Here is a 12,767-nt window from a genome sequence, read left to right on the forward strand (position 1 = left end):
CCCACAGAGTATTCGGGTGCTCAAACGATTTATGAGCTACCCCGGAAACTGTGGGAGCGAGCCTGCTCGCGAAAGCTATATCAAGGCTGTATCAACGGAAGCGATCAACCTCGGAACGCAAATCCGCCGCCAGCTTTTCAAGCTCTTTGGCGGTGACCGCGAGGTTCGACACCACCTCACGCTGCTCACTGTTGGCCAGCGCAATGCTCTGCAGGTTACTGCTGAGCAAAGTAGCCGTGCTGCTCTGCTCCTGGGTCGCGGTGGTAATCGCGGCGAACTGCTGCCCTGCCGAACGGCTCTGCTCATCGATCCGCGCCAGCGCCGACGCCACGTTGGCGTTGCGCGACAGTCCTTCCTGCATCAGCAGGTTGCCCTGTTCCATGGTGCTGATGGCATTGCCGGTTTCCTGCTGGATGCTGTGAATCATCCCGGAGATTTCATCAGTGGCCTGACGGGTGCGCGACGCCAGGTTACGCACCTCATCGGCGACCACGGCAAAACCACGGCCCTGTTCACCGGCACGGGCCGCTTCGATGGCCGCGTTGAGCGCCAGCAGGTTGGTCTGTTCGGCAATCGAGGTGATCACACTGACAATGCCGCCGATTTCCTGGGAACGCTGGCCAAGGGTGTTGATCACGGTAGCCGTGGTGTTCAGCGCGCCAGCGATTTGCTCCAGCGAGGAAGAGGCCTCGTCCATGGAAGTACGACCGATCTGCGTCTGCTGAGCGTTTTCCTGGGCCAGACGCTGGGTGGCACCCATGTTGTCGGCAATGTTCAGCGAGGTGGCGCTGAACTCTTCAACTGCGCCGGCCATGCTGGTGATTTCGCCGGACTGCTGCTCCATGCCTTCGTAGGCACCACCGGACAAACCGGACAATGCCTGGGCGCGGCTGTTGACCTCTTCCGAGGAGCGGCGGATGTGTTCGACCATCGTCGACAGCGCCTGGCTCATCTGGTTGAACGCACGGGACAACTGTCCGATCTCGTCGTTGCTCGACACGTTCAGGCGCACGCTCAGATCACCTGCGCCCAGCGCTTCGGCCTGACGCACCAGATCACTCAGCGGTGCCAGTTTGCTGCGCAGCAGCCAGACCACCGAACCGACCGCCAGCAGCATCGCGAGCAAACTGCCGATCGCCAGTTGGGTGCCGACGCTCCAGGTCACCGCGCGAATCTCGGCTTTCGGCATGCTCGCCACTACCGCCCACGGCCCACCGTCAAATGGCACCGAAACGCTGTAGAAGTCTTCGTTCTTGTCGCCCCAGAACTGACCTTTGCCAGGGGTCTTGGCCAGAGCGCCAATCACCGTAACCGCCTGATCCAATGCCTGGACGCCCGCCGGGGCCACCAACCATTTGTTCTGCTCATCCAGCAGCGCCAGCGAACCGGTCTGGCCGATGCGGAAGCGCTTGAGGTTGTCGAACTGGGCGTTCTGCGCATCGGTGTAATCAAAACCAACGAACAACACCGCAATCACTTTGCCGCTGCCATCGCGCACCGGGGTGTATTGGGTCATGTAGGAACGATCGAACAGCAGCGCGCGGCCGACGTAACCCTGACCCGCCATCAACTTCGCGTAGGCCGGGTGTGCGTGATCGAGCAGAGTGCCGATAGCGCGCGTGCCGTCCTGTTTGGTCAGCGAGGTGCTGACCCGCACGAAGTCTTCGCCGCTACGCACGAACAGCGTGGCAACGCCGGCGGTCATCTGCTTGAACTCGTCGACTTCCTTGAAGTTGTTGTTCAACACTTCGCTGCCCAAGTGCAGGCCCGGGGTCTGGGTGCCGGCGACGTTCACCGGTTCATCCGGGTGAATGCTCAGGCCCGCGCTGAAGCGTTTCTCGAACAGCCCGCTCAGGCGCTGGGTGCTTTCGCGCAGCGTGCCGTGGAAAGTGCTCAACTGGTCGGCCAGCAGCCGCGCCTCACTGGCGAGGTGCTCTTCACGGGTGGCGAGGTTGGCGGAATCCAGCGAACGCAGGGCGAACACCGTACTGCCGCTGATGACGATCGCCAGTATCACGGCGAGCGCGAGGCCCAGCTGCGAGGCGATCCGAGCGCGAGGTTGAGACATGGACAGCTCCTGGCCGAACTTGCCGATCCTCCTTGATCGCAGCTCGGATAATTTTCTAATGGGGGTGAATCGTGGATACCTGCACGAGGGTTCCACATGCACGTATTCGGCGGTAAAGCCGAATACTTGAGCGAACAGCAGGGTTATGGCACAAGGCCGGCATTGTGGCGGCTCTAACGTTTCAGCTCAAGCGCTTGACCACCGGCAACGCCATGGCTCGCACTTCGCCTTGCAGGAAGTCGCTGAGACGGCGCAAACGTTCACCTCCCGGACGGGTTTTTGGCCACACCAGGTAATAATTCAGTCCGCTGGCGACCGCGGTCGGCCATGGCAGGCTCAGTCTTCCTTGCGCCACATCTTCGGCGACCATCAGCAGATCGCCCATCGACACCCCGTAGCCTCGCGCCGCGGCGATCATCCCAAGTTCGAGGGTATCGAACACCTGCCCACCCTTGAGCGACACCTGATCGGACAGGCCCATGTGCTCCAGCCAACTGCGCCAGTCACGCCGATCCGGGGTCGGATGCAGCAACTCCGTGGAGGCCAGCCGCGCCACATCCCACGGCTGGTCATTCAGCAGGTTCGGCGCGCCGACAGGAATCAATTCCTCGGGAAACAGCAGGCTGGCCTCCCAGTCCGGCGGGAAGTGCCCATCGCTCAGCAGCACCGCGCAGTCGAACGGCTCGTTGTTGAAGTCCACCGAATCCACGTCCATCCAGGCACTGGTCAGTTGCACTTCGTTGCCGGGCTGTAAGTGACGAAAACGGCTGAGCCGGGCCAGCAGCCAGCGCATGGTCAGGGTCGACGGCGCTTTCATGCGCAGAATGTCGTCTTCGGCGCGCAAGGTGTTGCAGGCGCGCTCCAGCGCCGCAAAACCATCGCGAATGCCGGGCAACAGCAGCCGCGCCGACTCCGTCAGTTGCAGGTTGCGCCCACTGCGATGAAACAGCTTGCAGGCGAAATGTTCTTCCAGCGTCTTGATGTGCCGGCTGACTGCACTCTGGGTGATCGACAATTCCTCGGCCGCCCGGGTGAACGAGCTATGCCGCGCCGCCGCTTCGAATGCGCGCAGGGCATACAAGGGAGGAAGACGACGGGACATACACAAAGCTCCTTTAGCGGCATCCGGCCACCCCGGCGAGGTTTACTCATGATGAGTTTTAATCATGCCACCCATCCTTTTTATCCTTTTGTGCAAACCCTGCCAAGCGCCGAGAATCGACGGTCTCTTGTTCCCTCTGATTGATGGGTGGTGATGACCATGCAGCATCCTGTGCGTACCGAACTCTGGGCCATCCTGCGGCTGGCAGGGCCGTTGATCGCTTCACAGTTGGCGCACATGTTGATGGTGCTGACCGACACCCTGATGATGGCGCGCCTCAGCCCCGAAGCCCTGGCCGGCGGCGGACTGGGCGCGGCGAGTTACTCGTTCGTGTCGATTTTCTGCATCGGCGTGATTGCAGCGGTCGGCACGCTGGTGGCGATCCGTCAGGGCGCCGGCGACATCATCGGCGCGGCACGCCTGACCCAGGCTGGGCTGTGGCTGGCGTGGCTGATGGCGCTCGGCGCCGGGTTGCTGTTGTGGAATCTGAAACCGGTGTTGCTGCTGTTCGGCCAGACCGAAACCAACGTCCATGCCGCCGGGCAATTCCTCATCGCCCTGCCCTTCGCCCTGCCCGGCTACCTGAGCTTCATGGCCCTGCGCGGTTTCACCAGTGCGATCGGCCGGGCGACCCCGGTGATGGTCATCAGCCTCGGCGGCACCGTGGCCAACTTCCTGCTCAATTACGCACTGATCACCGGCATGTTCGGCCTGCCGAAACTGGGGTTGACCGGCATCGGTCTGGTCACGGCAATCGTTGCCAACTGCATGGCGCTGGCCCTCGCCTGGCACATTCGCCGGCACCCGGCCTACGACGCCTACCCATTGCGCGCCGGCCTGTCACGACCAAATCGTCAGTACCTGAAAGAACTGTGGCGCCTCGGCCTGCCGATTGGCGGTACCTACGCGGTGGAAGTCGGCCTGTTTGCCTTCGCGGCGCTGTGCATGGGCACCATGGGCAGCACGCAACTCGGCGCACACCAGATCGCTCTGCAGATCGTTTCGGTGGCGTTCATGGTGCCGGCGGGGATGTCCTACGCGATCACCATGCGCGTCGGCCAGCACTACGGCGCCGGGCAACTGAGCGATGCGCGGATGTCCGGCCGGGTCGGCATCGTTTTCGGTGCGGTGGTGATGCTGGGTTTTGCCATGGTGTTCTGGCTGTTGCCGAATCAGTTGGTCGGGTTGTTCCTTGATCACAACGATCCGGCCTTTGCCGAAGTGATTCGTCTGGCGGTGAGCCTGCTGGCGGTGGCGGCGTGGTTCGAGCTGTTTGACGGCACGCAGACCATCGCCATGGGCTGCATCCGTGGACTCAAGGATGCGAAAACCACGTTTCTGGTTGGCCTTGCTTGTTATTGGTTGATTGGCGCACCGGCGGCGTGGTGGATGGCGTTCCACCTAAACTGGGGGCCGACGGGCGTCTGGTGGGGATTGGCGCTGGGCCTGGCCTGCGCGGCGGTGAGCCTGACGCTGGCGTTTGAATGGAAGATGAAGCGGATGATTCAGCGCGAACCTCTGTCATCAAACCAGTACACAGTCGCTCAGGCAGACTGAGATTCCCTTGTGGGAGCGGGCTTGCTCGCGAAAGCGGTGGGTCAGGCAGCCTATGCTTTGACTGACACGACGCCTTCGCGAGCAAGCCCGCTCCCACAGGGATTCATGCCTAACCCGGAGATTGCGTTCAACTGACGATTTCGAGGGCTGGCTGCTGGCTAGAGCCGAAGGTCAGGTATTCAACCAGCTCTGCCAACGGCAACGGCCGGCTGATCAGATAGCCCTGCACCTGATCACAGCCAAACCCGCGCAATAACTCCAGTTGCTCCGGGGTCTCCACGCCCTCCGCCACCACTTCCAGATGCAGGTTATGCGCGAGGTTGATCATCGCGTGCACCAGTTTGCGATTCTCTTCGCGCTGCTCCATGCCGCCGACAAAGCTTTTGTCGATCTTCAGCAAGGTGATCGGCAGGCTGTTGAGGTGCACGAACGAGGAGAACCCGGTGCCGAAGTCATCCAGCGAGAAACGCACGCCGAGACGGCCGAGGGCGTCCATGGTCTGTTTGACCAGATCGCTGCGCCGCATGACGGCGGTTTCGGTGAGCTCAAACTCCAGCCACTGCGCCTCGACCCCGCGCTCGGCAATCAGCCGGCTGAGCGTCGGCAGCAACTGGCTGTCCTGAAACTGGCGGAACGACAGGTTGATCGCCATGTGCAGCGCCGGCAGCCCGCGCTCGCGCAGTGCCTGCATGTCGCGCAACGCGCGGGAAATCACCCAGTAGCCCAGCGGCACGATCAGACCGCTCTGCTCGGCCAGCGGCACGAATTCGCTCGGCGGTAGCAGACCGCGCTCGCCATGGCGCCAGCGCACCAGGGCTTCGAGGCCGACGATCTGCCCGTCTGCAAGATTCAGCCGTGGCTGGTAGTGCAACTCCAGCTCATCGCGGCGCAAGGCCCGGCGCAGCTCACTTTCGAGGTCGGCCATGCTCCGGGCGTTGCGGTTGATGCGTTCGTTGAAGATATGGAAGGTGCAGCCCTGCGTACTCTTGGCCTGCTGCATGGCAATGTGCGCGTGCCACATCAGCGGGTCGGCACCACCCTGTGCACGGGCATGGGCGATGCCGAGGCTGGAGCCGATCAACAGGCTTTCGCCATCGACCCAATACGGTTCGGCGAGGGCTTCGGTAATGCGTTCGGCCATCCACTCGGCGCGTTGCGGCGCGCGGCGGGTGTCGATCAGCAAGGCAAACTCGTCGCTGCCCAGCCGCGCCAGTTGATCCCCGGCCTCAAGCTGACTTTTCAGCCGCGCGACGACTTGCAGGATCAACCGGTCGCCGGCCTGATGACCGAGGGCGTCGTTGGCGTGACGGAAGTTGTCGAGATCGAGATGCCCGAGGGCCAGACCACGGCCGTCGTTTTCCGCCAGGCGCGCCGCGAGCAGGGTCTGGAAGCCCTGGCGGTTGGCGATGCCGGTCAGCGGATCCTGTTCGGCCAGGCGTTGCAGGGTGTTTTCGAGGACGCCGCGTTCACGCACATGGCGCAGACAACGGCGGAGCATGCCGGCGTCGAGGGCGTCGAACACCAGCCAGTCACTGACGCCAACCGGCGCGGTGGCCGGTTCGTGATCCAGCAGCAACACCGTCGGCAGGCTGCAACGGCCCGGGGCCGGCTGCAACGCGGGAACGGTCAACAACACCGCGTGACGATTGTCTTCGAACAGACTGCTGACCGACTCCCAGCTCGGCGCACTGATCAGCACCGCCGCGCTCCCCATCGGAGCCAGACACTCGCGCAATAACGCTGTCCACGCTGGCTCTTCGGCCAGTAGCAGCAAACGCAAGGGTTCGACAGGCGTAGACAAGCTAGCTCCCTAGACTCTGCAATGATGTGGGCGGGGCATTATGCCGTTGCGATGTTCAATGACAACGATTATCAGAACGTTATTTTGTGTCACGAATGAGAACATTAGCCGCAAAATCACCGTGTATCCTCCGCGAAAGTAACAAAACCGGCAAATTTGAGTCGCGTGGTACGTCACAAGTCGGACAGAGCAGCACAAATCGCTGAGCCTGTTAAAATGCCGGCCCATTTCGTCAACGACTCCCGAATTTTCGTATGTCCCGACTCAATCCCCGGCAGCAAGAAGCCGTGAACTACGTCGGCGGCCCTCTATTGGTGCTCGCCGGCGCTGGCTCCGGCAAGACCAGCGTGATCACCCGCAAGATCGCGCACCTGATCCAGAACTGCGGCATCCGTGCGCAGTACATCGTCGCCATGACCTTCACCAACAAGGCTGCGCGCGAGATGAAGGAGCGGGTCGGCACCCTGCTGCGTGCCGGCGAAGGTCGCGGCCTGACGGTCTGCACCTTCCACAACCTGGGCCTGAACATCATCCGCAAGGAGCATGCGCGGCTGGGCTACAAACCCGGTTTCTCGATCTTTGACGAGACCGACGTCAAAGCCCTGATGACCGACATCATGCAGAAGGAATACGCAGGCGACGACGGCGTCGACGAGATCAAGAACATGATCGGCGCCTGGAAAAACGACCTGATCCTGCCAGCCCAGGCGCTGGAAAACGCGCGAAATCCGAAAGAACAGACTGCCGCCATCGTCTACACCCATTATCAGCGCACGCTCAAGGCGTTCAACGCGGTGGACTTCGACGACCTGATCCTGCTGCCGGTAAAGCTCTTCGAAGAGCACGCCGACATCCTCGAAAAGTGGCAGAACAAGGTGCGTTACCTGCTGGTCGACGAATACCAGGACACCAACGCCAGCCAGTACCTGCTGGTGAAGATGCTGATCGGCAAGCGTAACCAGTTCACCGTGGTGGGTGACGACGACCAGTCGATCTACGCCTGGCGCGGCGCACGGCCGGAAAACCTGATGCTGCTCAAGGATGACTACCCGTCGCTGAAAGTGGTGATGCTCGAGCAGAACTACCGCTCCACCAGCCGCATCCTGCGCTGCGCCAACGTGCTGATCTCGAACAACCCGCACGAATTCGAAAAACAGCTGTGGAGTGAGATGGGCCACGGCGACGAGATCCGCGTGATCCGCTGCCGCAACGAGGACGCCGAAGCCGAGCGCGTGGCCATGGAAATCCTCAGCCTGCACTTGCGTACCGACCGCCCGTACAGCGATTTCGCGATCCTCTATCGCGGCAACTACCAGGCCAAGCTGATCGAACTGAAGTTGCAGCACCACCAGGTGCCGTACCGCCTGAGCGGCGGCAACAGCTTCTTTGGCCGTCAGGAAGTGAAGGACCTGATGGCCTACTTCCGCCTGATCGTGAACCCGGACGACGACAACGCCTTCCTGCGCGTGATCAACGTGCCGCGCCGGGAAATCGGCTCGACCACCCTGGAAAAACTCGGCAACTACGCCACCGAACGCAAGATCTCGATGTACGCCGCCACCGACGAAATCGGTCTGGGCGAGCATCTGGACAGCCGCTTCACCGATCGCCTGTCGCGCTTCAAGCGCTTCATGGACAAGGTCCGTGAGCAGTGTGCCGGCGAAGACCCGATCTCGGCGCTGCGCAGCATGGTCATGGACATCGACTACGAGAACTGGCTGCGCACCAACAGTTCCAGCGACAAGGCTGCGGACTACCGGATGAGCAACGTCTGGTTTCTGATCGAGGCCTTGAAGAACACCCTGGAAAAAGACGAAGACGGCGAGATGACCGTCGAGGACGCCATCGGCAAACTGGTCCTGCGCGACATGCTCGAGCGGCAGCAGGAAGAAGAGGACGGCGCCGAAGGCGTGCAGATGATGACCCTGCATGCGTCCAAGGGCCTGGAATTCCCTTACGTGTTCATCATGGGCATGGAAGAGGAAATCCTCCCGCACCGCTCCAGCATCGAAGCCGACACCATCGAAGAAGAACGCCGCCTGGCCTACGTGGGTATCACCCGCGCCCGTCAGACCCTGGCGTTCACCTTCGCCGCCAAGCGCAAACAGTACGGCGAGATCATCGACTGCGCGCCAAGCCGCTTCCTCGATGAGCTGCCACCGGACGACCTGGCGTGGGAAGGCAACGACGACACACCGACCGAAGTCAAAGCCGTGCGCGGCAATAGCGCATTGGCTGATATACGCGCGATGTTAAAGCGCTAGAATTGACCACTTTTTTAAAGCTTAGGGCGCACAGGCGCTGAACGAGGACAGCTTCATGGAAGCATTGCAGCAGAAAATCCGCGAACAAGGCATCGTGCTTTCCGACCAGGTCCTGAAAGTCGACGCCTTCCTGAACCACCAGATCGACCCGGCCCTGATGAAGCTGATCGGCGACGAATTCGCCACGCTGTTCAAGGATTCGGGCATCACCAAGATCGTCACCATCGAAGCCTCGGGCATCGCTCCGGCGATCATGACCGGTCTGAACCTGGGCGTGCCGGTGATCTTCGCCCGCAAGCAACAGTCCCTGACCCTGACCGAAAACCTGCTGTCGGCGACCGTTTACTCGTTCACCAAGAAGACCGAAAGCACCGTGGCCATCTCGCCGCGTCACCTGACCAGCAGCGACCGCGTGCTGATCATCGACGACTTCCTGGCCAACGGTAAGGCTTCGCAGGCGCTGATCTCGATCATTAAACAGGCTGGCGCCACCGTCGCCGGTCTGGGCATCGTGATCGAGAAGTCGTTCCAGGGCGGCCGTGCCGAGCTGGATTCGCAGGGCTATCGCGTTGAATCGCTGGCCCGCGTGAAATCGCTGAAGGATGGCGTCGTTACCTTCATCGAATAAGCCACACCGCATTACCCCCTGTGGGAGCGGGCTTGCTCGCGAAGGCGTCGTGTCAGTCGAGCTATTCTTTGACTGACACGACGCCTTCGCGAGCAAGCCCGCTCCCACAGTTGGTTTTGGGGTGAGCCGTTACTGCGCGGTGGCCTTCAGGCCGGTAAGGAGCAAGCGCTGGAACAGGTCTTCTTTCAGGCCTTCCGGGTGGGTCAGTTGCATACGTTCAAGGTGTTCGGGGAACGTCGAAGCCTCCGGCGCATCCAGCGCAGCCTTGCCCAGCTCCAAGATCTCGCTCAGCTTGAACTTACTTTTCAGCCAGTTCAGCGCCCGCAGCAGATCCCGTTCGATCGCGGTGAAATCACAACCCAGCGGATACTCGGGAAACAGATTCGGATGCTTCGCGGCGATCGCCTGCAAGCGTTGCGGGGTGTTGTCGGCAAAGCGTGGATCGAGGCGGAAATCCTTCGGCAGTTTGCCGACCTTCTGCGCCTGTTCGATCAGCCCCGGTTGAAAGCGTGAATCGCTGATGTTCAGCAACGACTCGATTACCACCGCATCGGTCTTGCCGCGCAGATCGGCGATGCCGTACTCGGTGACCACGATGTCGCGCAGGTGCCGTGGAATCGTGCAATGGCCGTACTCCCAGACGATGTTCGAGCTGACCTCGCCGGCGGACTCGCGCCAGCTGCGCAGGATCAGAATCGAGCGCGCATCGTGCAGCGCGTGGCCCTGGGCGACAAAATTGTATTGCCCGCCGACACCGCTGAGCACCCGCCCGTCTTCCAATTGATCGGCCACACCCGCGCCCATCAGCGTCATAGTGAACACGGTGTTGATGAACCGGGCATCGAGACGCTGCAAGCGCTTGAGCTCTTCCTGCCCGTACAGCTCGTTGATGTAGCTGATGCGGGTCATGTTGAATTCGAGGCGCTTGCTCAGCGGCAGCTCGCGCAGGCGCTCGTAGAAACTGCGCGGGCCGAGGAAGAAGCCGCCGTGCACCGAGATGCCATCGGTCTGCGCCGACTCATCGAGGGTGCCGGCGTTGGCCTGCTCCTGAGTGTGCACGTCGGGGTAGACCTTGCGCCGGATGATCCCGGCATCCGCCAGCACCAGCAGACCGTTGACGAACATTTCGCTGCAGCCATACAGGCCTTTGGCGAATGGCGCAGTGCCGCCCTCGCGCTCGATCAACTGCGCCCACTGGCTGAGATTGATGTCGTTGAGCAAGGCTTGGTAACCAGCGTTGTCCGCCTGCCGCGCGAGCAATGCGGCCGTGAGCGCGTCGCCCATCGAACCGATGCCGATCTGCAAGGTGCCGCCGTCGCGCACCAGGGTGCTGGCGTGCAAACCGATGAAGTGATCCTGAAAACCCACCGGCATGTTCGGCGTGGAAAACAGCGTGCTGCTGTCCTTCGCGTCGATCAGCAGGTCGAAGGTGTCGATATCGACTTCGGCATCGCCGGGCATGTACGGCAGATCGGTGTGCACCTGACCGACCAGCAGAATGGTCTCCCCGGCGTCGCGGCGCTTGGTGATCATCGGCAGCAGGTCAAGGGTGATGTCCGGGTTGCAGCTCAGGCTCAGGCGATCGGGATGCTCGCTGCTGCTGGCGAGCAATTGCGCCACCAGATTGAGGCCGGCGGCATTGATATCGCGGGCGGCGTGGCTGTAGTTGCTGCTGACGTAATCCTGCTGGGCCGGCGCGCTGTTGAGCAGGCTGCCGGGCTGCATGAAGAACTGTTCGATGCGGATGTTGGCGGGCAGGCTGTCACGCTGCAGATCGGCGAGGAAATCGAATTCGGGGTAGTCGCCGAACACGCGCTCGACGAAGGGTTCAATGAAGCGCTTCTGCAGACCGTCGCCCAGCGTCGGCCGCCCCAGGCATAGCGCGGTGTACATCGTCAGCTGTCGTTCGGGCAAATCCTTGATCCGCCGGTACAGCGCGTTGACGAAGTGATTGGGCTTGCCCAGCCCCAGCGGCATGCCCATGTGGATGTGCGCCGGCAAGCGTGCAAGCACATCGTCCACTGCCTGTTCGATCGAACACAACTGCACCATCTGAAGCCTCCTGCCCGTTCCGTGAATAGGGGTAGACCGAGCTTGCCTCGACTTTGCTGCAAAGGACAGCGAAAGCCGTGAATCGCAGGCACAAAAAAACCGTCCGAAGACGGTTTTTTTCGTCAGAAGCGCGCCTTGTTACAGGCCGGACATCTTCTTGATCGCGCCCTTGAGCTCGTCATCCGAGCAATCGGCGCAGGTGCCTTTTGGCGGCATGGAATTGATGCCGGTGATGGCTTTGGCGAGAATGCCATCGAGGCCGCCCTGATGATCGGCGCGGTCTTTCCAGGCGGCGGTGTCACCGATTTTCGGTGCACCCAGCAGGCCGGTACCGTGGCAAGCGTTGCAATGTTTTGCAATCACTTCATCAGGGGATTTCGCACCGCCACCGCCGCCGGCAGTCGCAGCCACTTCCATCCCCTTGCATTCCTGCCCCTGAACGCACACCTGGCCGACCGGCTCGAGGCGCTTGGCAATGTCGTCATTCGTCGCAGCTTGAGCGCTGACAGCCCAGAGGGCCAGTACGGTTGCTGGTGCGGCCAGCATTTTCATAATTAGGTTCACGCGTTCACCCTCAATGGTGGCTATTCACGCCTGCGGCCACGGTTCGCAGGCGGGCGCAAGTATAGCGGGTAGCCCGCCACACTGAAACAACCCCATAGTCGAAGGGGTTATACCGCGCTGTGGAAAAACTCATCGGATGCCTTCACCGTCATGGCCTGGCACCTCTGTCTTTAAAAATTCGCCGGCGTGGCTGCGCTGATTAGTCGCGCGGGCGCGTCGAACGGATTACGGAAACGGTGCGGCTTGGTACTTTCAAAATAGTAGCTGTCGCCGGCTTCGAGAATAAAAGTTTCCAGACCCACCACCAGTTCCAGACGCCCTTCCACCAGAATCCCGGTTTCTTCGCCTTCATGGGTGAGCATTTCTTCGCCGGTATCAGCGCCCGGCGGGTAGATCTCGTTGAGAAACGCGATGGCCCGGCTCGGGTGCGCGCGGCCGACCAGTTTCATGGTCACCGCGCCGTCGGAGATGTCGATCAGCTCGTTGGCCTTGTAGACGATCTGGGTCGGGACTTCCTGCAGGATTTCTTCGGAAAAGAACTCGACCATGGACATGGGAATCCCGCCCAGAACCTTCCTCAGCGAACTGATCGAAGGGCTGACGCTATTCTTTTCGATCATCGAAATGGTGCTGTTGGTGACGCCCGCGCGTTTGGCGAGTTCACGCTGGGAAAGCCCTTTGAGCTTGCGGATCGATTGCAGTCGTTCACCGACGTCCAAGGCGGGAGCCTC

At 61.5% G+C, this 12,767-nt stretch carries 9 protein-coding genes; 3 read left to right on the forward strand and 6 right to left on the reverse strand.

Annotated features, from left to right (window positions below; translation table 11 throughout):
• Window positions 1-91 precede the first annotated feature (91 nt).
• Both E4T63_RS27395 and E4T63_RS27400 read right to left on the reverse strand, forming a co-directional pair.
• Entirely contained in the window at window positions 92-2,068 is a 1,977-nt protein-coding gene (locus E4T63_RS27395; protein ID WP_027610434.1) for a methyl-accepting chemotaxis protein, read from the reverse strand.
• A gap of 181 nt (window positions 2,069-2,249) precedes the next feature.
• The gene (locus E4T63_RS27400; protein ID WP_047596753.1) at window positions 2,250-3,170 is read right to left on the reverse strand and encodes a LysR substrate-binding domain-containing protein; all 921 of its coding nucleotides are present in this window, start codon (window positions 3,168-3,170) and stop codon (window positions 2,250-2,252) included.
• Window positions 3,171-3,329: 159 nt separating this feature from the next.
• On the opposite strand from E4T63_RS27400, the gene E4T63_RS27405 reads away from it, so the two are divergent.
• Entirely contained in the window at window positions 3,330-4,727 is a 1,398-nt protein-coding gene (locus E4T63_RS27405; protein WP_135296827.1) for a NorM family multidrug efflux MATE transporter, read from the forward strand.
• A gap of 127 nt (window positions 4,728-4,854) precedes the next feature.
• Here E4T63_RS27405 and E4T63_RS27415 read toward each other — a convergent pair whose 3' ends face one another.
• Window positions 4,855-6,528 (reverse strand): putative bifunctional diguanylate cyclase/phosphodiesterase, encoded by a 1,674-nt coding sequence (locus tag E4T63_RS27415; RefSeq protein ID WP_027610431.1) that lies wholly within the window; start codon window positions 6,526-6,528, stop codon window positions 4,855-4,857.
• A gap of 254 nt (window positions 6,529-6,782) precedes the next feature.
• Between E4T63_RS27415 and rep the strand changes: the two genes are divergently transcribed.
• Window positions 6,783-8,792 carry a DNA helicase Rep gene (rep, locus tag E4T63_RS27420; protein ID WP_027610430.1) on the forward strand — a complete coding sequence of 670 codons (2,010 nt, stop codon included), beginning with the start codon at window positions 6,783-6,785 and terminating at the stop codon, window positions 8,790-8,792.
• Window positions 8,793-8,847: 55 nt separating this feature from the next.
• The gene (locus E4T63_RS27425; protein ID WP_007962388.1) at window positions 8,848-9,420 is read left to right on the forward strand and encodes a xanthine phosphoribosyltransferase; all 573 of its coding nucleotides are present in this window, start codon (window positions 8,848-8,850) and stop codon (window positions 9,418-9,420) included.
• A gap of 129 nt (window positions 9,421-9,549) precedes the next feature.
• Here the strand turns inward: E4T63_RS27425 and E4T63_RS27430 are convergent, their stop codons facing one another.
• The 3 genes from E4T63_RS27430 to E4T63_RS27440 form a co-directional block, all read right to left on the reverse strand.
• Window positions 9,550-11,472, reverse strand: a complete 1,923-nt coding sequence (locus E4T63_RS27430; RefSeq protein WP_135296828.1) for an acetyl-CoA hydrolase/transferase C-terminal domain-containing protein — start codon at window positions 11,470-11,472, stop codon at window positions 9,550-9,552.
• Between the two features lie 138 nt (window positions 11,473-11,610).
• Window positions 11,611-12,024 (reverse strand): c-type cytochrome, encoded by a 414-nt coding sequence (locus E4T63_RS27435; RefSeq protein ID WP_135296959.1) that lies wholly within the window; start codon window positions 12,022-12,024, stop codon window positions 11,611-11,613.
• A 182-nt stretch (window positions 12,025-12,206) separates the two neighbouring features.
• A complete protein-coding gene (locus E4T63_RS27440; RefSeq protein ID WP_007920393.1) occupies window positions 12,207-12,755 on the reverse strand; it encodes a cupin domain-containing protein in 549 nt (182 codons plus the stop codon).
• Window positions 12,756-12,767 lie beyond the last annotated feature (12 nt).

Origin of the sequence: Pseudomonas fluorescens (genome assembly GCF_004683905.1) — a bacterium.
In the GTDB taxonomy this organism is placed as follows: Bacteria; Pseudomonadota; Gammaproteobacteria; order Pseudomonadales; family Pseudomonadaceae; genus Aquipseudomonas; species Aquipseudomonas putida_A.

Coding starts and splice junctions, on each gene's coding strand:
- E4T63_RS27395 (WP_027610434.1), bottom strand. CDS start 2,068: ATGTCTCAACCTCGCGCTCGGATCGCCTCGCAGCTGGGCCTCGCGCTC.
- E4T63_RS27400 (WP_047596753.1), bottom strand. CDS start 3,170: ATGTCCCGTCGTCTTCCTCCCTTGTATGCCCTGCGCGCATTCGAAGCG.
- E4T63_RS27405 (WP_135296827.1), top strand. CDS start 3,330: ATGCAGCATCCTGTGCGTACCGAACTCTGGGCCATCCTGCGGCTGGCA.
- rep (WP_027610430.1), top strand. CDS start 6,783: ATGTCCCGACTCAATCCCCGGCAGCAAGAAGCCGTGAACTACGTCGGC.
- E4T63_RS27425 (WP_007962388.1), top strand. CDS start 8,848: ATGGAAGCATTGCAGCAGAAAATCCGCGAACAAGGCATCGTGCTTTCC.
- E4T63_RS27430 (WP_135296828.1), bottom strand. CDS start 11,472: ATGGTGCAGTTGTGTTCGATCGAACAGGCAGTGGACGATGTGCTTGCA.
- E4T63_RS27435 (WP_135296959.1), bottom strand. CDS start 12,024: ATGAAAATGCTGGCCGCACCAGCAACCGTACTGGCCCTCTGGGCTGTC.